Origin of the sequence: Rhodococcus sovatensis, from assembly GCF_037327425.1 — a bacterium.
Classification (GTDB): Bacteria; Actinomycetota; Actinomycetes; order Mycobacteriales; family Mycobacteriaceae; genus Rhodococcoides; species Rhodococcoides sovatense.
Genome location: NZ_CP147846.1, coordinates 4,311,527 through 4,331,995 on the forward strand (window position 1 = coordinate 4,311,527; position 20,469 = coordinate 4,331,995).

The following is a 20,469-nucleotide window of genomic DNA, read 5'->3' on the forward strand; positions in this document are numbered from 1 at the left end:
GTCAGCTCCTCGGTAAGTTTTCGGTTGGCCTGGTTTTCGGCGCACTGCTTTTCGGTTTGCTGCTTTTTTGTTCGCGCGGGTCGGGAAGTCCGGACTGCAGTTGGTCGAATGCGTCCTCGACGAGCTGTTTGGGTGAGCGATCTCCTGACGGGTTGTTGGTCCAGATCGTCAGAGCAGCCGTGACAGCACTGCCCGCAGCCACCTGCACGAGGTTCGGAAACAGGTCGGTGTCGATGTCGGTACCAGTCCGCTCGGCGATGGCCTCGCCGAGGACACGAGTCAGCGAGTGATGAACCTCGAGTTTGCGTGCCATGACGCCAGGGGTCGATTCGACGAGTTGTGCGACAACGAATGTCTCTGCGAGGTCGCGCTCCGGATCGGTAACGATCTGGACCGCCACGTGTCGCAGCGATGTCCAGATCGGCTCGTCGACGGGTCTGGCCCGCAGCATGTCGAACCACTCCAGCGCCGAGACCTCGATGTGATGCAGAACTGCTTCTTCTTTGTTGGCGAAGTAGTTGTGGAAGGTCCGAGTGGAGACCCCCGCCTCGGCGGCGATGGCGTCGGCGGTGACGGAATCGAGCCCACGGTCCTTGGCAAGCTTCACAGCAGCCTGCCCGAGCGCATCGCGCGTAGCAGCCTTCTTCAGATCACGAAGGCCTGACGGGTTGACGGTCACGCGCTCTACGCTACGGAACTTGCAGAGTTCTGCAATGTTGCACGGTTGTGCAATCTTGTCGATTACGTCACACAATCGTCCCGACGGGGTGTCGGATCACACCTAGCGTCGGCTCCATGCCGCAGGATCGGCGGTCAACTCGGCGATGAAGGCCGGGATCTCATCGGCAACGATGTCTGCCAGCGACACACCCTCCAACACCGCCCTCATGTTGGCCCGCACCGCCAACCACACCAACTGCAGCGGTTCGGCCGGGCCGAGATAGTCGACATCCTCGGGCCGCCGACCCCGCACCGATGCGAGAGGCCCCTCTACAGCCCTGATCACGTCGGCGACGGAAATCTCCGCTGCAGGACGCGCGAGCCAGTAGCCGCCGTCGGGACCCCTGCGACTACGCAGGAGATCCGCTCGGCGCAGATCGGAGAGAACAGATTCCAAGAATTTGTGCGGGATGTTCTGGGCGGCGGCGAGGGCTTCGGCTTTGCCTGGTGCATCACCCGAAGCCGCGAGCTCGAGCAGAGTTCGCACGGCGTAGTCCGCCTTGGCGGTAATGTGCACAGCGTTCTCCTCCGACCGATATGGGCACCCTAATTCCTACCATTTGAATAGGAAATAGGCGAATCTCGCGCTGCGGAACTGCCGCCTCGGCACTAGCTTCTGTGCATGATCGATTACATGGCGCCTTCGGCGTGAACGAGTACGGCGTCTTCGACGCTTCCGACACCGAAGCCATCGCGTGGTTCTACTCGATGCACGGGTACGCCGTCCTACGAAATCTTCTGACCGACGATCAGCAGGACGCAATGGAACGCGAGTGCGTCGACGCGCAGTCGAAAGTCGTCGCAGGCGAACTACCCAGCCGATACGGCTCGACGGTCTTCCTCGACGAGGTGGCGAAAGCCGACAAGTTCGCAAACTACGTCGAGTACATCAACGAACTGTCCCCCGCCGTTCGCTCCGCCGCCGAAGACCCGCAGCTGCTCCAGGTGCTGAGAGTCGTCCTGGGTGAGAAGATCTGGCTTCGAGACAGCGAACAATTCGGAGTCGTCTACCAGGACGCACGTCCCGGCAAGGAATCCGGCTACACCCGGATCGGCTGGCATTCGGATTGGCAGGCAAGCCCGAGTCTCGACGTCTGGCCCTCGACGGCATTCACGTTTCACATCGACGGCACGAGCCCGGCCAACGGATTCCTTCGCGTCGTCCCCGGCAGTCATCTATGGGCGACGCCCGCGCCGTACCGCAACATCAACGGCGTCACGGTTCCCGACACCGCTCGCCCCACCGGTGGGCGTTCCTCGATGACTCCACCCTTCCCGATGCCCCTCGGATTCGAGAAGATCCCCGGCCAGGTGGCCGTCTACGTGGAGCGAGGCGACGTCATCCTGCACGACGCGTATCTCTGGCACTCCGCCGCCCGCGCCACCGACGACAAGGCCACGCGCCGCCACGTCCGCGGCGGGTGGTTCGCGGGTACGGCGCCGGCGGTCGGGGTAGAAGAGTTCATCAAGAATGCCGCCCGCTGACGGTGGGTGACCCCTTTCCCGGTGACCCAAACAGACTGTCACTACCCGGCAACCAACTGTGGCCCCAGACACCCCTGGAGCGTTACACTTGAACCTCAGGTGTCACGCAGAGGAGTTGTCCGATGGTCGAGTGGGTCGGTTCTGCCTGGAACACGCTTCCCGAACCTCTACGAGATCCGGTGGCGCTGGCGATCCCCGCGTTCGCTCTGCTGCTGGCCATCGAATGGCTGGCCGCGATCAAGCTGGAGGAAGGGACGAAGGGCAGCTACAAGGGTGCCGACGCCCGAGCGAGCCTCGGCATGGGAGTCGTATCCATCGCGACGACAACGGCATGGAAGACCCTCGCACTTTTCGGGTACACGGCCCTCTATGTGTACGTCGCACCATGGCATCTCCCTGCCGACGCCTGGTACACGTGGGTGATCTTGATTCTCGGTGTCGACTTCCTCTTCTACGCGTACCACCGGCTCGCGCACCGAACTCGCATCATCTGGGCGACACATCAAGCCCACCACTCGAGCGAGTACTTCAACTTCAGCACCGCGCTGCGGCAGAAGTGGAACAACAGCGGCGAGATCATCATGTGGCTTCCGCTCCCACTACTGGGGATCCCCCCGTGGATGGTGTTCGTCGGATTCTCGATCAACCTCGTCTACCAGTTCTGGGTACACACCGAGCGTATCGACAAGCTCCCGCGCGCAATCGAATTCGTATTCAACACCCCGTCGCACCATCGGGTTCACCATGGACGTGATCCGCAGTACCTGGACAAGAACTACGGCGGCATCTTCATCATCTGGGATCGAATCTTCGGTAGCTACGCGGACGAGATCGAACGCCCACACTACGGATTGACCAAGCCGGTCGACACCTACAACATTTGGACACTCCAGACACACGAATACCGCTCCATCGCAAGGGATGTAGCGGCATCGCGGTCGTGGCGTGAGCGGTGTGGATTCGTCCTTGGTCCACCGGGGTGGTCGCCGAGCGGAGAGCGAACGACGGAAACTACTCTTCGGTCAAGTTGATCAGGAAGTCGACGGATCCGGAGCCCTCGACCGTGACGAATCCGAGCGACGGCGGCTCGATTCCGAAGTCCGACCACGTTGTGGGGATGCTTCCCGACGCAATCAGGGTGTCACCGGACTGCAGGACCTCGATCTCGACCGACACCGGGCGCGTCTGATCCTTGAGCGTGAGAGTGCCCTCTGCCGTCACCGTTGTCGTCGTCCCGTCCTTCGGAAGCGAGGACAGGTCGACGGGCGAGTCGAAGGTGAAGGTCGCGGTCGGGTATGTCGCAGTGTCGAAGATGTTGCCGCGGAACTGACTGTCGCGACGGTCACTGTCGGTGGTGATCGAGTTGGTCTGCACCGTGACTTCGCCTGCGGTAAGCGAGTTGCCCTCGATGGTGACCTCACCGCTGACATCCGCCGTCGTCCCGACGACCGTGACGTCGGCGCCATTGAGAACCTCGGCGACGGTGTATCCCGCCGCAGTCATGTTCGACGCATCTCCCTCGGCGATGGTCCAAGTGCCGTCGATGTCGTCGGTCGATGCCGCCTGCGCTCCCGAGGTGGACACCGTTGCCGCAGGTGCGTCACTGTCGGCGATGAACTTTCCGTAGGCCCAAGGCCCGACCGTAACTCCCAGTGCCACCAGCACGACGACGATTGCGCCGACTGTCCACCATTTCCTTGTCATGCCCGCCAATGCTAGTTGCACCTTCAAGTCCATGCAGGATTCAGCTCCTGGCATTTTGCTGAGAGATTTGTCCGCCGAATTGCATGCACACGACAGTCGCCGAACTGGAATGATCACTTGACCTGACAAGGCGGTGAGGCCGATGCCCCAAGAAGTTCATTTACTCGACGTGGCCGTCGGCGTGGTCGCCACAGCTGCAGGCACTGCCCGCGCACTCACACGAATCCCCGGCCTCGGGTCCCCACTGCGTGCATTGGCCGCGCGCGGCGAACGAACCATCGCGACGGCAACCGTCGTCGCCGACGCATTGTTGCGCGCAATCGTCGTGAAGATCGTTGCCGCTGCACTCGAGGAAATCGACTTGACGCGTCTGATCCGGGACAACGTCGATATCGACGCCATCATCGAGGGCGTCGACTTGAACCGGGCTGTCGAGCGAGTCGACCTCGACAAAGCTGTCGCCCGAGTAGATCTGGACGCTGCAGTCCGCCGCGTCGACATCGACGCCGTCATCAGGCGAGTCGACCTCGATGCGGTCGTGGACACCGTCGACCTCGACCGCCAGGTGTCCAGAGTCGACCTCGACACCGCCATCTCACGTGTCGACCTGATCGCACTCGCGAACTTCGTCATCGACGGCGTCGACCTCCCTGACATCATCAGAGACTCGACAGGTTCGCTGTCCGCCGAGGCGGTTCGAGGAGTCAGAAGTCAGGGCATGCAGGCAGACGACGCGGTGTCCCATTTCGTCGGGAGGCTCTTCGGCCGCGAACCGGGTCCGGCGTCGACGTGAGAAATCCCCACCCGGAAAAGATGCTGCCCGACGAGTTGCGTCCTGCCGGAATCATCACCCGAGGCGCCGCAGCCGTCATCGACTTGCTCGTCGTCTGCGCACTGATGGGCTCCGCCTACGTCGGATCCATGTTTCTCCAGTTGCTGTTCGATCCAGGATCGTTCAGCTTCGAATCCCCCGCTGTGAAGCTGTCCGTGTCGGTCCTGATCGGACTGTCGATGCTCTATCTCACCGTGTGCTGGGCGAGCTCCGGCCGTACCGTCGGCGCGATCATGATGGGTATTCGGCTGGTCACTCCACGGCACGGCCTTGTGCGGTGGCCCCTCGCGGCGCTGCGCGCGTTCCTGTGCGTCCTGTTCGCGTTCGGCCTGTTGTGGGTTGCGGTTGATCGACGGCGGAGGTCGCTACAGGACATTGTCCTGCGGACTGCGGTGGTGTACGACTGGCAGCCGAACACTCCGCTGATCGACCCACACACCACTGCTGGACAATAGGTACATGGACCCGATCCAAGCTCTCCGCGAGATCGCCTACTGGCTCGAGCGTTCACGCGCGGACACCCACCGCGTCAAGGCGTATCGACGGGCTGCCGATGTGGTCGAATCCCTCAGCGAGACAGCACGATCCGAACGGCAACGCACAGACTCCTGGTCTGCACTGCCTGGAATCGGCGCCAAGACTTCACTGATCATCCGGCAGGCGCTCGCCGGAGATGTGCCCGAGTACCTCGTCGAGAAGCGTGACGAGGCCCAACCGATCGGCGAGAACGACCTTCGATCCGCGCTGAGAGGTGACCTACATACGCACTCCAACTGGTCCGACGGCGGCAGTCCCATCGACGAGATGATGCGTACTGCCAAGCGCCTCGGCCACGAGTACTGCGCGCTCACCGACCACTCCCCCAGGCTGACGGTGGCCAACGGTCTGACCGCCGAACGTCTGCGTCGGCAACTCGACGTGATCGCCGAGCTCAACGAGCAACTCGCACCGTTCCGGATCCTTACCGGCATCGAGGTCGACATCCTCGACGACGGTTCTCTCGATCAAGACGAAGGGCTCCTGGCCGAGCTGGATGTCGTTGTGGCGAGCGTGCATTCGAATCTTCGAGCCGACTCGGACACGATGACGCGAAGAATGGTCAAAGCCGTGGCGAACCCACACGTGGATGTGCTCGGCCACTGCACGGGCCGGCTCGTCGAGGGAGGACGGGGAACAAGACCGGAATCGAAGTTCGACGCCGAGGTGGTATTCGAAGGCTGCACACAGTTCGGCACGGCCGTCGAGATCAACTCCCGGCCGGAACGCCAGGATCCGCCGGAGCGTCTGATCGACATCGCGCTCGAGCGCGGCTGCCTGTTCGCCATCGATACCGACGCCCATGCCCCTGGCCAATTGGACTGGCAGGGGTACGGCTGCCTTCGCGCGGAGGACCGCGGGGTCCCGGCCGACCGTGTCATCAACACCTGGTCCATGACGGATCTTCTCGCCTGGACGGGTGGCGATCGGTGAGATCGACCCGCTTTCTGGTTCTGCTGGCTACGTTCGTCGTTCTCCTCGGATGCTCCAACACCGTCGTCCATTCGAGTCCCCCGCCCATCGCGACGCCTTCTCCCGCCCTCGTCCCGGCGCTGTCCGACCGGCCGATCCGGCTTCTCTACGGCCCGGATCGCGAAGACAATGTGGGCGACCTGTACCTGCCGGACAACGGAGCCGACAAGATCCCGGTAGTCGTCATGGTCCACGGTGGTGGGTGGCAGCAGCAGTTCGGCATGACCTATTTCGATCCGATCGCGCAGGCGGTGGCGGACCGCGGAATCGCAGTGTGGAATATCGAATATCGCCGGGGTACCGGCAATTTCCGCGACACTCTCGCCGATGTCGACAATGCGACCGAGGCGCTTGCAAACACGGTGCAGGAAGCAGCCGGCGGCAGGCTCGATCTCGATCGTGTGCACGTTGCGGGGCACTCTGCGGGCGGTCAACTTGCCGCGTGGCTCGCCGGCCGGCACACCCTGGATGCGTCGGCCCCCGGCGCGACGCCACGCATCATGCCTCGCACCGCGACCATCATGGCCGGAGTGTTCGACATGGCGCGCGCAGCGAACATCGGCGGGGACACGTTGGTGCCCGCATTTCTCGGCGGTATGCCCCAGCAGGTTCCCGACCGATATCAGCTGGCCTCTCCCATCGAGCACCTGCCGATCGGCGTCGAGGTGACTGCGATACACGGTGACGCCGACCGAACGGTGTCAGTGAACCAGAGCACCGCGTACGCGGACGCCGCGACCGCTGCTGGCGACACCGCCGAAGCGATCATCGTGCCGGGTGCAGGGCACAGCGCGTTCACAGATCAAGGATCGATGGCATGGCGGACGACCATCGACGTTATCGCAGCCCACGCGGCCACCCTCGGATGACTTCTGGTACACAGTTGCCCATGAAGCGGATGGTCTTTGTCGGAGTCGTAGTCGCTGCCCTGCTCGCAGGGTGCAGCGACGAGTCCACCACCGATGACAGCTCGTCGACCACCGCCGCATCGACGCAAGAGACGTCGTCTATGTCCACGACGGTCGAACCTCCTGCGTCCACCTCCGCTGTTCCGCCCGTCTCCGCTGCACCGCCGGTGGGGTCCGAAGCGGCGGCGATACCGGACGAGGCGCAAATCCCTACTGGATCCGATATGCCCCACGGTGAGCAGCTGTACACGCAGACGTGCGAGCAGTTCATCTCCGCGATCGACGCATTGGCTGCTACTGGAGCAGTCTCGAGACAGCAGTCTGCGGACGGTATCTCCGCTCAGCTGCAAGCCAATTCGAGCTGGTCGACGCTTCCGCCCGAGGACCAGCAGGAAATCCTGCGCGGCCTCGACGCCGCCGGGCAAGGGAGCTGCTGAGGCGGCGAGCTAGCACCGTTTTTGCAATGCTTGGACCGGAATTCACGCGTGATTCGGTGTACTAGCTCGAGAAAAATGGTTCCAACTCTACGTGTACAACCGCTCCACGAACGCGTTCAGGTTTTCCTGGGCGCGGACGACCCGCTCTTCGGGAGTGAGGTTCTCGCGGTAGCGATTTCCCAGAGCGGGCGTCTTCTTGCCACGCGCGTAAAGCGAGCACGCGAGGTCGGTACACATGTACGTGCCGACCGTATTCCCTTTGCGCCCCGAATCGCCGACCTTGCTGGCGGTCATCAGCGAGACGTTTCCGCGTGAATGCGTCGTCATACAGATGGTGCACATCTGGGCGCGGTCCGAACCACCGGTTTCATGTTTGAGTGCGACACCGATCAGCTCGCCCTCGCGCGGTACGACAATGTAGCTCCGCCCGGCGTACGACGGATCGGACCAGCCGAGGAAATCGAGCTCTTCCCAGTCTGTTTCAGCGAGATTCCGCGGAACGTTCAGACGCTTCGCGTCACCCTTCGAACAGTTGACGAACGATGATCGGATCTCTTTCTCGGTTACGGGTTCCATTTCTCCTCCTTGGGCCGAAAGTCAATGTGACGGCCAGTTTTCGAGCGCGTGATGCAGAACATCCAGCACACGCTGCCACGACTGTTCGGATTCGCGCGGTGGACTGTGACTGAATCCGCCCGACGCCTCCAACGCGATAAATCCATGAAACGTGCTGCCCAACAATCGAACTGCATCGGTTTCATCGGGCTCGGGCAGCCTGTACGCACGAAGGATCGCCCTCGACATCTGCGAGTGCCTGCGTGCATCACTGGCCAATACGGCGTCGGAGTCGAGTTCGAACTGCGTCGACGCGTATCGGCCGGGATGCTCGCGTGCGTAATCACGGTACGCACCGGCGAAAGCCACCAGTGCATCTTTCCCCGCACGACCGGCCACTGCGTCGGACACGCAATCGGCGAGTTCGGACAGCGATGCGACCGCGACCCGTTGACGCAGATCGCGCAGGTTCTTTATGTGCGAATACAGACTTGCGTCCTTGACGCCGAAAGAACGCGCCAACGCGAGGACGGTTACGTTCTCGAATCCGACGTCGTCGGCCATGTCCGCTGCCGCTTCGGTCAAACGAGCAACCGTGAGCCCAGCGCGTGCCATTGCCCTCCTTGCTAGTGACAGTGGCATATTTCCTAGCCACCCTAGGAAGGGTAGGCGTCTCCCGGCGTCGGCGCCAACTCTTTTATCGCACGGCCGTCACTTCCGCGTGAGGGCAGCCTTAATTCGAGGTGTAGATCCGCTCTGTCGGTCTGGTTCCGTCGGACATGAGCCAGTCGGCGTCTCGTCGGCCGACCATCGTCCAACCGGTGCGCTCGTACAGCGCGATGGCCCGCTCGGAGGATTCGACGACGTCGAGCATCAGCACACCGCGGCTGCGGGCCTGGCGCAGTAGGGCCTCTCCGACTTTCGATCCCCTCGCACTCGGATCGACGAACAGACGCGACACCCACAATTGTTCGTCCCGCCCGGTAAGGACCACGTGGCCGACCAGGCGCCCGTCGTGCTCAGCAACCCACGCTGCGACGGAGTTCGGGGGCGCGAGCCACTTCGCCGGCTCGTCGGGCCAGCGGTTCGGGTAGCCGTCGTACTCGTGGACCTCCGCCAGCATCCGTACACAGCCAGGAAGGTCGTCGGTTCGTCGGGGCCGGATTTCCACGTCTGCGACGGTACCGAATGCTGGGGTGACCGAATGAGTCGTTCGCTCCAGCCCGGGGCGCCACGCGCACCTTCCAGCCCAGGCACGCGTTGCAACCTGCGCACTGGCTGGAACCTGCGCGGGCGGCGGGAATTGAGACCGAATGAGACATTCGGTCCCTAGGGCCGCAACCCCCAGCACAAAAAAATCTCCCCACCCGACGGATCGGGTGGGGAGATTTTGGCGGTGGCGGAGGGATTTGAACCCTCGGACGGGGATTACCCGTCACACGCTTTCGAGGCGTGCTCCTTAGGCCGCTCGGACACGCCACCGCCGAAAACTGTACCGCAGTGACGGCCCGAGACTAAATCGCCTGCTCAGAGCGCGGCAATCAGTTTCCGGTGAGCTTGTCCTTGATGTTGGAGGCGGCGTCCTTGACCTTCTCCGCGCCATCCTTCACTGCGGACGAGAGCTGATCGCCCTTGCCCTCTGCTTCGAGATCCTTGTCACCTGTGGCCGAACCGGCAGCTTCCTTGGCCTTGCCGCCCAGATCCTCGGCCTTGTTACCAATTTTGTCGTCGAGTCCCATAATTGCCTCCTGAGGATGCGCCGTACAGAACGCTAGTTTTCGCGTTCCCTGGCACGGTACTTACCCTGGAGTAGGACTGATAAACATGAGAAATTCATAAGCGTTTCGCGTCGAAGAACTCACGCAAGACGGCGCCACACTCGTCGGCGAGAATTCCGCCGCGGACCTCGGGCCGATGCGCCAGTCGTCGATCGCGCACAAGGTCCCACAGCGAACCCACGGCGCCGGTCTTGGGTTCCCATGCGCCGAACACGACTCGGGAGACGCGGGCCAGGACCAACGCACCAGCACACATCGTGCACGGCTCGAGGGTCACGGCGAGCGTGCAGCCTTCGAGTCGCCAACCATCACCGTGCACGGACGCGGCGGCGCGTAGTGCCAAGACCTCGGCGTGCGCCGTCGGATCGCCCGTAGCTTCTCGGGCATTGGCAGCCCTGGCCAGTTCACGGCCGTCTGCGTCGAACACGACAGCGCCGACCGGTACATCCAGTTCGGAGGCGTCGCCCGCAGCGGCCAGAGCGGCACGGATGAACTCGACGTCCGTCACCGCTATCGAGGAAGCTTGTCCAGGACAGCTCCGAGTTCGTCGGGGAATCCGAGGCGCTGCGCGATGGAACCGAGCTGCTCGTCCGGGTAGAGGTCGGTCTCGGCGACGATGATGCCCATTACCGCCTCAGGAAGCCCGAGATCGGCCAGCAGGCCCATGTCCCCCTCGGGCCACGGCTCGACGTCGTCCAGCTCGTCAGGATCGAAATCAGGGATGTCGATGTTCAGTTCGTCGAGCACATCCGCGGCGATGTCGTACTCGCCTGCAAGACTGGCGTCGGACAGTAGAAGACGGGTGCCCGACGGTGCAGGCCGAAGGACGACGAAGAACTCGTCGTCGACGTCCAGCAAACCGAAGACGGCTCCCGAACTCCGCATTTCACGCAGTTCGGTCTCGGCGGCCGCCAAAGACGTCAGCGCACTCGATGGAAGTGGTGTCACTCTCCACTTGCCGTCTTCACGGACCACTGCGACGCCGAAGCCTTCCAGGTCGTCGAATGCGTTGCTATCCGGACCGTCGAACTTCTTCGCCTTGGCGGAGTTGTTACTCCCGCGCTGTGCAGCCATGCGCGCAACGGTAGTCGCCGGACTACCTCAAAATGAAGTCCACCGCGTTCGACCCTGCTTGCCCGTGTGAAAACCTGGTCGGGTGACTACTGCTCCCGTCTGTGTACTAGGGCTCGGACTGATCGGCGGATCCGTACTTCGAGCGGCTGTTCGCGCTGGCAGAACCGCGTGGGGATACAACCGCTCGGCCGACGCGATCGCCGGCGCCGCCGACGCCGGGTACGACACCGGCACCGATCTGACCGCGGCACTCACACGGGCCGCCGAGTCCGGCGCTCTCATCGTCATCGCGGTGCCGATGCCCGCCGTCGACTCGATTCTCGACGCCATCGCCGAACACGCGCCCACCAATCCGATCACCGACGTCGTCAGCGTCAAGGTCGAGGTCGGCGACGCAGTGGCACGGCACGGGCTCACGGCCCGGTACGTGGGCGGGCATCCGATGGCAGGTACCAACCGATCAGGCTGGTCCGCCGCGGATCCCGATCTGTTCCGCGACGCGGTGTGGGTGGTGACCGTCGACGACGGTGCCGACCCCGACGTCTGGCGCGAGGTCGCCGCTCTGGCGCTGGATTGCGGATCGGTCGTCGTGCCGACCGTCGGCGACGAGCACGACCGAGCCGTCGCCCGCATCTCGCATCTGCCTCATCTACTGGCCGAGGCGCTGGCGTCCGTCGGTGCAGTCAGCCCGCTGGCGATGGGGCTGGCCGCAGGTTCGTTTCGCGACGGAACTCGGGTGGCGTCGTCGTCACCCGAGTTGGTCCGGGCGATGTGCGAAGGCAACGCCGACGCACTCACCGATGCATTGGACGACGCCTTGGCGCTGTTGACCAGGGCGCGCGAGGAACTGGTCACCGAACGGTCTACGAAGACACTCGTCACCGCCGGGCATGCTGCGCGGACCCGCTACGAGCAGCACGAGCGGTTCGACATCATCGACGTCGAGCCGGGCGAACCCGGCTGGCTGGAGAAGCTCCGGGCGGCCGGGAGACTAGGTGGCGTCGTGCGTCAGATCCGCTCGGCGAGCCCCGGGTAATCGAGGACGAATCCGTCGGCGTCGACGGTCACCGAGGAGCTCGATACCGGCGAGAGAACATGAATTCCGTCGGCGCCGCTGCTGTAGGTGAGCGCTGTTTCCTGAATGCTCAGATCAAGCAGGTTCACGTAGACCACGGGGACCTGGACGTCGGTCGAATCGGTGTGCAACCCGAGGCGGCGGATCGGCAGGGTATTGAAGAACGGGCTCAGCACGACGTCGACGTCGAGTGCACCGTTGTAGGTGGAGCGCTGGTGATTGGCCGAGTTCTCGATCATCCAGTAGCCCTCGTCATCGCGACTCACCGATGCCTGCTTCTCGCCGCCCGCGATCGACGTGCGCAGCGAGAGCCGTCGGGTGACGCCGTTCTCGTCCGTCACCAGGTCATACGACGCGCTGAACGCCGGGTGCTCCGAGCAAGCAGCGCCGATGATCCGCCCGGCGGCCTTGATGCGGTTGCCGTTGAGCTGGACGCGAACCGACTCCATCCGAGGAGCATCGTGCGCTCGCCACGTCAGGATCGCCGGCCAGGACTGCGTCGACGAAGCTGGAGCCGCTGTGGGCAGGCTCGACGGGTCTGGGGTGGAGGCGCGTTCTACACCCGATGTTGGAGTGGTCACTCGACTACGGTAAGCGACAGCAGAGCCGACAGATCAAGCGGTGCTGACTTTTCTCCTGTCAGCGGTCCAGGCTTACCCCGACTGGGCGGGGTTCAACAGCGAAACGTCGAGTTTCTTGCCGGTTTATCGTGACGTCCGTTACACGTGGACGTCTGTCTTGAACTCCTCACGCTCACTACGCTGGCCGTGTGACTGCAGGTGGCTTCGACTTCGCGCACTCCGAACAGGCCGCGAAAAGTCGACAGGACAAGGCGACGGCACTCGCGCGCTACATCTGGGAGCGGGGCATCGACGGCCCCGAACTGCTGGCTTTGACAGACACGGTGCGACGCAAGCTCGCGAGGGCAGCCGACATCACTCCCCCGAGCAGCATGGAGACGTGGACGATGGCCGCGGAACTGCTCGACAGCAAGAACGCATGGGCGTCGGCCAACCCGACGCACCCGTCCGCGTCGCCACAGCACGTGGACGAGAAAATCATGTGGGTCAAGCCGCCGATCAAGCCCTGGTAGAAACCGCCCGCCGTCACTACTCACACACGGCAGGCGACCGGCGCATCGGCTACCAGAACACCCGACCCTGCAGCGCCGACAGGCTCGGCACGAGTAGCGCGCCATCAGCAGAGCTGCGATCGACACTCCCACCGCGACGCCGAAGCCGAGCTCGGCCAGGTTCGCCAGCCCCGTCAGCATGAGCGAGGCGAACGTCAACGCCAGGATCACACCGGAAGCGGCGACGGTCGGCGCGGCGTTCGCGACGGCTTTCGCGCGGCCTCGCGTCCGGGGACGGCGGCAACAAACTGAGCTTGTGCCGTCTGGCCAGGTAATTATGCGCCAACCGCATCCACGCCCGCAGGAGTTCCGTCCGACGTGACTACCCACTCACGGTGGGTCCGGCCGAACTCAGCTCCCAGGCATCGTGTAGTCCCGCGAACCGCCCGTCCACCGCGATGAGATCTGCAGGCGAACCGTCCTCGACGATTGCACCGTCCTCCATCACCAGCACACGGTCCGCGATGGCGACGGTCGACAATCGGTGCGCGATGATCAGCGCGGTCCTTCCCTGCAGAATCGTCTCGAGAGCACGTTGAACCAGCCGTTCGCTTGGAATGTCGAGGCTCGACGTTGCCTCGTCGAGCACGATCACCGCGGGCGCCGCGAGGAACACCCTGGCGAACGCTACGAGCTGGCGTTGACCCGAGCTGAGCCGTCCACCGCGTTTGCGAACATCGGTGTCGATTCCGTCCGGCAAGGTCGCGATGAACTCCGTCAGCCCGACGGCTTCCGCGGCAGCGGCCACCTCGGCGTCGGTCGCCGACGGCTTGCCGAGCCTGATGTTGTCGGCGATGGAACCGGAGAACAGGAACGATTCCTGAGTCACCATGACGATGTGCTGACGCATGTTCTCGTCGTCGAGCCGGCGTAGGTCGATGCCGTCGAGGCTGACGGAACCGAAGGTCGGGTCGTAGAACCGGGCGAGAAGTTTCGCCAGAGTCGACTTTCCGGCTCCGGTCGCACCGACCATCGCCACCACTTGGCCGGCCGGAATGTGAAGAGAGAACTCGGGCAGCACGACACGGTCGGCGGTGTACGCGAACTGAACGCCATCGAAGTCGATGTCGCCTCGCGCGCTGTCGAGCACTGTCGGATCCGTCGGCGCCTGCACCGACGGCTTCTCCTCGAGGACACCCGAGATCTTCTCGAGCGCAGCCGCGGCCGACTGGTAGGCGTTGAACACCTGGGCCAACTCGTCGAGCGGACCGTAGAACCGCCGTAGGTAGAGAACGTAGGCCGCGAGAACACCGATATCCATGTGACCGTTGATCACTCGATAGCTACCGAACACGAGGATGATCGCGAGCGTGACGTTGCCGATCCATCTGACGATGCCGGTGTAGCTCGCCATTCCACGCAGCGCGGACGTCGTCGCATCCCGGTATTCGGTGTCCTCGACGGCAAGAATCGAGTTGTTCCGCGTCTCACGACGGAACACCTGCACCGCACGGATGCCGCCCATCGACTCGACGAAATGCACGACGACCTTTGCGATCGCGACACGTGTTCGCCGATAGCCTGCACGCTGCTGGCGCTGCGACCACCGCGTGACGAGCACCAGCGGCACGAAACCCGCCAACACGATCAGAGCAAGGGGCACATCGAGATACACCAGGATGATGGCGATGCTGACGATGGACAGGATGGCGGACAAGGCGTCGTTGAGAGCACTTTCGAGTAGCGTCTGCAGCGATTCGACGTCACTGGTGAGCCGCGAGATCAGTCGTCCCGAGGTGTACTTCTCGTGGAACGAGAGGCTCAACTGCTGGGCATGGCTGAACACTCGGCCACGGAGATCGAACAGAATCGCCTGACTGAGGCGGCCCGACACCATCAGGAAGGTGTACGTGGTGATCGCTCCGAGGATTCCGAATGCGATGTAGCCGAACACCGTCCACGCCAGCGGTGCCCAATTCCCGTCGACCGCCGCCGAGATGCCGTGATCGAGCGCGTATGCGATGAACAACGGTCCCGCGACGAAAGCGAGGTTGTCGACGAGGATGATCGCGAGTGCGAGCAGAGCCTGCTTCCGATACGGCCGAACGAGCGACATCAACAGTCGCCTCGACCTGCCCGCAAGAATCAGGTTGCCTGTGGCATCGACGGTGGAATCTTCGTTTCCTACTCCACGCCAATCTTTCTCAGCCACCTCTTTCTCCGCCACCTCTTTCTCAGGCACCTCTTTCTCAGACATCGATCGATCCCATCACGTGACGGTATTTCGCCGAGGTTGCCAGAAGACGCTCGTGCGTACCCTGTTCCACGATTCTTCCGTTCTCCAAGTACAGCACTCGGTCTGCGAGTGCGGCAGTCGACGGCCGATGCGCGACGAGCACTGTCGTCGAATGCGGTAGGACTCGTCGCAGATCCTGCTGGACGAGCGCTTCGGTGCCCACGTCGAGCGCCGACAGCGGGTCGTCGAGCACGAGAATGCGAGGCTTGCCGAGTACCGCACGTGCCAGCGCCAACCGCTGGCGCTGTCCACCCGACAGGCTCATTCCCTGTTCTCCGATACGAGTGTCCAGACCCCACGGCAGCGTCTCGACGAATTCGCGTGCATGTGCGATACCGAGCGCTTCGTCGACATCGGCGTCGGTCGCCTCAGGACGGCCGAGTGCGATGTTCTCTCGGACGCTGGCCGAGAACAGCACTGGGTCCTCGAATGCTACCGACACCACCGACCGCAGATCCGCCAGAGCGAGCGTCCTGATATCGACGCCGTCGATCGTCACCGACCCCGAGGTCACGTCGAACAGCCGCGGAACGAGGTTGGTCAGCGCGGTCTTTCCGCTCCCGGTGACGCCGACCAACGCGACCGTCTCACCCGGTTCGACCCGGAAATCGACGTCGGTCAGAAGCGGCGACGAGGCGTCGGGAAACGTGAAACCGACGCCTCGAAATTCGAGGACTCCACGGATATCACGGGGCAGTGGAACCGGCTGCTTCGGCTCGGTGATCGTCTCCGGGGTATCCATGATCTCCCAGTAGCGATCTGCCGCGGTGCGAGCGTTGTTGAGTTCGGCGAGAAGGAATCCGAACGATTCGATCGGCCAGAGTAGGAACGCCACGATCGCCATGGCGGCAACGAGCATTCCGGCAGTCATGGTGCCCTGCACGATCGAGTACGCCCCAAATGCCAGCATGACGCCGATGCCGACGGGCGGGATGCCGACGATCAATTCCCACACGATGGCGAGGTAGCGAACCTTCTTCATCTCGGTACCGCGGAGCGTTGCTGCCTCTCGCAGGAACCGGCGTGAAAGATGTGCGCTGCGGCCGAAGGCCTTGAGCACCCGGATGCCCTGAATGGACTCCTCGACGGTCGTGGTGACGTCGCCTGCCTGATCCTGCGCATCACGTGCGACGACGCGGTAGAGAGTTTCGAATCGCGTGCAGACGATCACAAGCGGGACCGACGTGACTGCCATGATCAGTCCGAGTTGCCAGGATTGCACGAACAGAACACCCAAGCCGACAATCAAAGTCACGGTGTTGATGATGATGAACGGGCCGACGAAGGCGACGAACCGACGCAGCGACGAGAGGTCCGCTATAGCCCGAGAGAGCAGCTGCCCCGACTCCCAGCTCTCGTGCGCCGAGACCGACAGTCTCTGCAACTTCTCGAAGACCGCTGCACGAGCTGAGATTTCGAACTGACTCGACGGAGCCGACACCAGATAGCGACGGACCCAGATTCCGACCGCGTCGACCGTTCCGAGAAACAGCACGAGCGCAGCCGGCCACCAGACGCCGGCGAAATTGCCGTCGGTGATCGGCCCGTCGATGACACCCTGCAATACCAGTGGGATCACCAAGCCGGTCAGCGTGGCGATCAGCGCGACGACGATCGATCCCGTGAAGTGCCACCGGTACGGCCGTAGGAACGGCAGTAGCCGGGCCAGCGAACTCGGTTGCCGGGTGTCGGGGTTCGACTCATCGAGGGTTGTCGTTCGATCTTCGAGCACACCCGTGGACACTGACGTTCTCCTCATCTGCTGTGGAATGCATGGTTCCACCCCGACAGCCTTTGGACCAACCGATTTTCCTTCGGTCGCATTCCATCGTCGAACCTCGACCAATGTTGATGTCAAGGTCGGGTCTTCTGCTGCTGGCCGAAACAGTTGCAGTGGACGCTGCGCGGACTGGACGATGGCGCCCATGAAGCTGCTGATGCTGGGAGGCACACGATTCGTCGGTCGCGTCGTCGTGGACGATGCGCTTGCGCGCGGCTGGGAAGTGACCGTGCTGCACCGCGGACACACCGGAGTCGCACCTGCCGGCGCCGACGTACTCCACCTCGACCGCACCGATCCCGTGGCGCTCGCCGATGCCGTCGACGACCGTCGATGGGACCTCGTCGTCGACACCTGGGCGGGTCCTCCGCTCGTCGCTACCGAGAGCGCAGCCGTCCTGAAAGACCACGTCGACCGGTATGCGTACGTGTCGAGTGGGTCCGTCTACCGATGGGGGCAGCACGTCGACGAATGCTCGCCGGTCGTCGATGCCGAATCGACCTCCGACTCCGACTACGACTACTCCGCTGCCAAGCGTGGGGCTGAACTCGGTGTGCTGGCCTCGTTTCCGGACGCGCTTCTGGCTCGCGCCGGGTTGATCCTCGGACCGCACGAGGACATCGGCCGCCTGCCGTGGTGGTTGCAACGCATCGCAGCGGGCGGGAGGATCGTTGCGCCCGGTGTCCCGGACCGACCGCTGCAGTACGTCGACGCGCGAGATGCTGCGTCGTTCGTTCTCTCCGGACTGGAGTCGGGGCTCTGTGGGGCATACGACGTCATCAGCCCATCCGGGCACGCCACGACTGCCGAGCTGCTCCAGGCGTGCATCGACGTCACGGCGTCGGAGGCCGAACTGGTGTGGATCGACTTCGATCGTCTGGCTGGCGCTGGAGCGCAACCGTGGACACACCTTCCGTGCTGGGTTCCACAGACGGGCGAATGGGCGGGCTTTCTCGAAAGCGATACCTCCCAAGCCGCTCGAGCAGGCCTCGACTGCCGACCGATCGGCAGTACCGTCCAAGACACCTGGGAGTGGATGCGACGCGAGTCGAGCCTGCGCGACGACCGGACCGATATGCTGCCGCCGCAGCGTGCAGACCGTCCTGTCCATGGGCTTCCGCCGGAGATCGAACGGGCCCTCCTAGACGATTGACCGATAGTGGCGATCGGCTGGCCGCGTGGTTGGCGAAACCTGTCGGAGTTCTCGAGTAACGTTCTGCACAGAGTTTTGGCTTCGGGAGAGAAGGATGCGCGTGGGTTCGCGATCGATGGTGGGGCTGTTCGCCGGGATCGGCGGGCTCGAGTTGGGGCTCTCCGGGCAGGGCTGGTCGACGGAACTGCTGTGCGAAATCGACCCCGGCGCCGGCGCCGTTCTCGGCGCGCGCTTCCCCGATGTTCCGCTGCATCGCGATGTCACCAAGCTGCGTGCTCTGCCGTCGGGCACCGAACTCGTCGCGGCCGGATTCCCCTGTCAGGACCTGTCGCAGGCCGGCCGGACGGCAGGCATCACCGGCGCGAGATCAGGACTGGTCGACGAGGTCTTCCGGCTCGTCAAACGCCGCAACGGCCCGCGGTGGCTACTCATCGAGAACGTTCCCTTCATGTTGCAGCTCGGCCGCGGCGCGGCGATGAGGCACATCACCGACGCTTTGTCCGACCTCGGCTACATGTGGGCATACCGCGTCGTCGACGCACGGTCGTTCGGGCTGCCACAGCGCCGCCAGCGGGTGCTCATGCTTGCCTCTCGTACCGAGGATCCACGCGAAATACTGTTCGCTCAGGACGAGGGACCTCTTCCCGACGGCGACCCGTCCGAGCAGCCGTGCGGCTTCTACTGGACCGAGGGCACGCGTGGTCTCGGCTGGGCAGTCAACGCGGTCCCGACGCTCAAAGGAGGTTCGTCGATCGGCATCGCCAGTCCCCCGGCAGTTCGGCTTCCTTCCGGGGAGATCGTGACGCCCGGGATCGTCGGCGCCGAGCGGCTACAGGGCTTCGATCCTGATTGGACCGCACCGGCACTGTCGCTACCCGGGGTCCGCGCTGGGCACCGCTGGAAGCTCGTCGGGAACGCAGTGAGTGTGCGCATGGCGTCGTGGGTGGCATCACAGCTCGAACACCCGCAACCGCACGACCACTCGGACGACGTCCCGCTTCTCCCCGGCCAGGCGTGGCCGGCCGCTGCGTGGGGCGCGAAGGGCAAGGCGTTCCGGGTGCATCGTTCGACATGGCCGGTCCACGAACCGTACGAGAACCTCAGCGATTTTCTCGACGACTCGCGGCTGCTGTCGGCCCGCGCCACGGCGGGCTTCCTCAAGCGCGCGCAGATGGGCAATCTACGTTTCGTGCCCGGGTTCCTCGACGACGTCGAATCGCACCTCGACCGCATGGGTGGGCACCCGAACCCGAGAGCCGCATGAGCGATCAGCTGTTCCCCGATCCGCCTGCGCTGGCCAGACCACTCGCGCTGGCGGGGGTCAAGCCTGCGCCCGACGCCGATCGCAGCGACAAGAAGAACTACGCGCAGCGGTTGTCCAATCACCTCGCACAAACCGTCGCCGACGCCCTGCGGCCGCACTATCCGAACATCACTCCCGACGCGATGGGCGTCGGGCAGGAAGCGCAGGTCGACGTCGCGAAGGGCCGCAAGAGGCTCGATGTCAAAGCACTGGATCCGACGCTCGGGTTGATTCTCTGCGTGTCGATAAAAACGTACAGTTTCCGCGATTTCAGCCCCCGCACCGGCAAATTCGGCCGCTGGACCAAGAACATCGTCCGCAACGATCACGAGCTACGCGGTGAGGCGATGGTGCTGCACCAACGCCAGCCGTACAGCGTGCTCGTCGCCGTCATGTTCGAGCCGTTCTTCACCTGCGACGACGGCGACGCATCCAAGGCCAGTGACATCGGTAAGTCGTCGTTCGCCCATCACGTCACGACGTTGTCGAAGAGGTCGGGGCGCGGCAAGCGAGCAGTCGTCGGCGGCACCGGAAAGATGTGGGTCGATCTCGGCGCCGAGGACACTCGATACGACCTGTTCGAAAAGGTGTTCATCGGGCTCTACGACACGGACGGTGAAGTCCGGTTCTTCGACGTCGACGAGTCCCCTCCCCGCAACGGCAGACCGACCGACTCCCAAACGCTCTCGTTCGAGGAGTTCACCGCGGTAGTGCACGGGGAGGTCGAGCGGCGCAACAAGTTCGCACCGACCTGGTCCGAACCCGAGGACAGCGAAGACGGGTAGTTT

The 20,469-nt window shown here is 63.7% G+C and carries 24 protein-coding genes, 1 tRNA gene and 1 pseudogene; 12 read left to right on the forward strand and 14 right to left on the reverse strand.

All coding sequences use genetic code 11. From position 1 onward, the window contains the following. Position 1: 1 nt before the first annotated feature. Both WDS16_RS20090 and WDS16_RS20095 read right to left on the reverse strand, forming a co-directional pair. Entirely contained in the window at positions 2-679 is a 678-nt protein-coding gene (locus tag WDS16_RS20090) for a TetR/AcrR family transcriptional regulator (RefSeq protein ID WP_338887126.1), read from the reverse strand. Between the two features lie 102 nt (positions 680-781). Continuing rightward, positions 782-1,237: an Rrf2 family transcriptional regulator gene (locus tag WDS16_RS20095; protein WP_338887128.1), complete on the reverse strand. Its 456-nt coding sequence runs from the start codon at positions 1,235-1,237 to the stop codon at positions 782-784. 131 nt (positions 1,238-1,368) lie between these two features. Here WDS16_RS20095 and WDS16_RS20100 point away from each other — a divergent pair, with 131 nt between their 5' ends. Then, the gene (locus tag WDS16_RS20100) at positions 1,369-2,205 is read left to right on the forward strand and encodes a phytanoyl-CoA dioxygenase family protein (protein ID WP_338887129.1); all 837 of its coding nucleotides are present in this window, start codon (positions 1,369-1,371) and stop codon (positions 2,203-2,205) included. A gap of 122 nt (positions 2,206-2,327) precedes the next feature. Then, positions 2,328-3,236 carry a sterol desaturase family protein gene (locus tag WDS16_RS20105; RefSeq protein ID WP_338887131.1) on the forward strand — a complete coding sequence of 303 codons (909 nt, stop codon included), beginning with the start codon at positions 2,328-2,330 and terminating at the stop codon, positions 3,234-3,236. Here WDS16_RS20105 and WDS16_RS20110 read toward each other — a convergent pair. Beyond that, on the reverse strand, positions 3,217-3,909 hold the full coding sequence (locus tag WDS16_RS20110; protein WP_338887133.1) for a YceI family protein: 693 nt from the start codon (positions 3,907-3,909) through the stop codon (positions 3,217-3,219). The two genes, WDS16_RS20105 and WDS16_RS20110, sit on opposite strands and share 20 nt — an antisense overlap. A gap of 142 nt (positions 3,910-4,051) precedes the next feature. Here WDS16_RS20110 and WDS16_RS20115 point away from each other — a divergent pair, with 142 nt between their 5' ends. Genes WDS16_RS20115 through WDS16_RS20135 form a run of 5 tightly spaced genes read left to right on the forward strand, consistent with a single transcriptional unit; the run spans position 4,052 to position 7,595 of the window. Then, positions 4,052-4,702 (forward strand): hypothetical protein, encoded by a 651-nt coding sequence (locus WDS16_RS20115; RefSeq protein WP_338887135.1) that lies wholly within the window; start codon positions 4,052-4,054, stop codon positions 4,700-4,702. A 20-nt stretch (positions 4,703-4,722) separates the two neighbouring features. Further along, entirely contained in the window at positions 4,723-5,196 is a 474-nt protein-coding gene (locus tag WDS16_RS20120) for an RDD family protein (protein ID WP_338893548.1), read from the forward strand. Positions 5,197-5,200: 4 nt separating this feature from the next. After that, entirely contained in the window at positions 5,201-6,211 is a 1,011-nt protein-coding gene (locus WDS16_RS20125) for a PHP domain-containing protein (protein WP_338887137.1), read from the forward strand. Continuing rightward, the gene (locus tag WDS16_RS20130; protein WP_338887139.1) at positions 6,208-7,119 is read left to right on the forward strand and encodes an alpha/beta hydrolase family protein; all 912 of its coding nucleotides are present in this window, start codon (positions 6,208-6,210) and stop codon (positions 7,117-7,119) included. Before WDS16_RS20125 ends, WDS16_RS20130 begins: the two co-directional genes overlap by 4 nt. Positions 7,120-7,139: 20 nt before the next feature. Next, entirely contained in the window at positions 7,140-7,595 is a 456-nt protein-coding gene (locus WDS16_RS20135) for a hypothetical protein (RefSeq protein WP_338887141.1), read from the forward strand. An 87-nt stretch (positions 7,596-7,682) separates the two neighbouring features. Here WDS16_RS20135 and WDS16_RS20140 read toward each other — a convergent pair whose 3' ends face one another. From WDS16_RS20140 to WDS16_RS20170, 7 genes are all read right to left on the reverse strand, one after another. Next, positions 7,683-8,171 (reverse strand): FBP domain-containing protein, encoded by a 489-nt coding sequence (locus tag WDS16_RS20140; RefSeq protein ID WP_338887142.1) that lies wholly within the window; start codon positions 8,169-8,171, stop codon positions 7,683-7,685. A 21-nt stretch (positions 8,172-8,192) separates the two neighbouring features. After that, entirely contained in the window at positions 8,193-8,765 is a 573-nt protein-coding gene (locus WDS16_RS20145) for a TetR/AcrR family transcriptional regulator (protein WP_338887144.1), read from the reverse strand. Between the two features lie 118 nt (positions 8,766-8,883). Next, a complete protein-coding gene (locus WDS16_RS20150) occupies positions 8,884-9,321 on the reverse strand; it encodes a GNAT family N-acetyltransferase (protein WP_338887147.1) in 438 nt (145 codons plus the stop codon). A 220-nt stretch (positions 9,322-9,541) separates the two neighbouring features. Next, positions 9,542-9,632 (reverse strand) — tRNA-Ser (locus tag WDS16_RS20155). A 59-nt stretch (positions 9,633-9,691) separates the two neighbouring features. Next, on the reverse strand, positions 9,692-9,889 hold the full coding sequence (locus WDS16_RS20160; protein ID WP_338887149.1) for a CsbD family protein: 198 nt from the start codon (positions 9,887-9,889) through the stop codon (positions 9,692-9,694). A 94-nt stretch (positions 9,890-9,983) separates the two neighbouring features. Then, entirely contained in the window at positions 9,984-10,436 is a 453-nt protein-coding gene (locus WDS16_RS20165) for a nucleoside deaminase (RefSeq protein ID WP_338887151.1), read from the reverse strand. Between the two features lie 2 nt (positions 10,437-10,438). Further along, positions 10,439-11,002, reverse strand: coding sequence for a tRNA adenosine deaminase-associated protein (locus WDS16_RS20170; protein ID WP_338887153.1), 564 nt, complete (start codon positions 11,000-11,002; stop codon positions 10,439-10,441). 82 nt (positions 11,003-11,084) lie between these two features. Between WDS16_RS20170 and WDS16_RS20175 the strand changes: the two genes are divergently transcribed. Continuing rightward, on the forward strand, positions 11,085-12,038 hold the full coding sequence (locus WDS16_RS20175; RefSeq protein ID WP_338887155.1) for a prephenate dehydrogenase: 954 nt from the start codon (positions 11,085-11,087) through the stop codon (positions 12,036-12,038). Here the strand turns inward: WDS16_RS20175 and WDS16_RS20180 are convergent. After that, positions 12,011-12,526 carry a putative glycolipid-binding domain-containing protein gene (locus WDS16_RS20180; protein ID WP_338893549.1) on the reverse strand — a complete coding sequence of 172 codons (516 nt, stop codon included), beginning with the start codon at positions 12,524-12,526 and terminating at the stop codon, positions 12,011-12,013. The genes WDS16_RS20175 and WDS16_RS20180 overlap by 28 nt on opposite strands. 320 nt (positions 12,527-12,846) lie before the next feature. On the opposite strand from WDS16_RS20180, the gene WDS16_RS20185 reads away from it, so the two are divergent. Beyond that, the gene (locus tag WDS16_RS20185) at positions 12,847-13,170 is read left to right on the forward strand and encodes a hypothetical protein (RefSeq protein ID WP_338887156.1); all 324 of its coding nucleotides are present in this window, start codon (positions 12,847-12,849) and stop codon (positions 13,168-13,170) included. Between the two features lie 162 nt (positions 13,171-13,332). Here WDS16_RS20185 and WDS16_RS20190 read toward each other — a convergent pair. From WDS16_RS20190 to WDS16_RS20200, 3 genes and pseudogenes are all read right to left on the reverse strand, one after another. Then, positions 13,333-13,539 (reverse strand): annotated as a pseudogene (locus WDS16_RS20190) (hypothetical protein); the annotation flags it as partial. Then, complete coding sequence (locus WDS16_RS20195) at positions 13,532-15,406, reverse strand: ABC transporter ATP-binding protein (RefSeq protein ID WP_338887157.1); 1,875 nt, start codon at positions 15,404-15,406, stop codon at positions 13,532-13,534. The gene WDS16_RS20195 and the pseudogene WDS16_RS20190, both read right to left, overlap by 8 nt. Further along, positions 15,399-17,189: an ABC transporter ATP-binding protein gene (locus tag WDS16_RS20200; RefSeq protein ID WP_338887158.1), complete on the reverse strand. Its 1,791-nt coding sequence runs from the start codon at positions 17,187-17,189 to the stop codon at positions 15,399-15,401. The genes WDS16_RS20195 and WDS16_RS20200 overlap by 8 nt, the downstream gene beginning before the upstream one ends. Positions 17,190-17,370: 181 nt before the next feature. On the opposite strand from WDS16_RS20200, the gene WDS16_RS20205 reads away from it, so the two are divergent. From WDS16_RS20205 to WDS16_RS20215, 3 genes are all read left to right on the forward strand, one after another. Next, positions 17,371-18,378: an NAD-dependent epimerase/dehydratase family protein gene (locus tag WDS16_RS20205; protein ID WP_338887160.1), complete on the forward strand. Its 1,008-nt coding sequence runs from the start codon at positions 17,371-17,373 to the stop codon at positions 18,376-18,378. A gap of 115 nt (positions 18,379-18,493) precedes the next feature. Further along, entirely contained in the window at positions 18,494-19,642 is a 1,149-nt protein-coding gene (locus WDS16_RS20210) for a DNA cytosine methyltransferase (protein ID WP_422395847.1), read from the forward strand. After that, on the forward strand, positions 19,639-20,466 hold the full coding sequence (locus tag WDS16_RS20215; RefSeq protein ID WP_338887164.1) for a hypothetical protein: 828 nt from the start codon (positions 19,639-19,641) through the stop codon (positions 20,464-20,466). The genes WDS16_RS20210 and WDS16_RS20215 overlap by 4 nt, the downstream gene beginning before the upstream one ends. Positions 20,467-20,469: the final 3 nt, after the last annotated feature.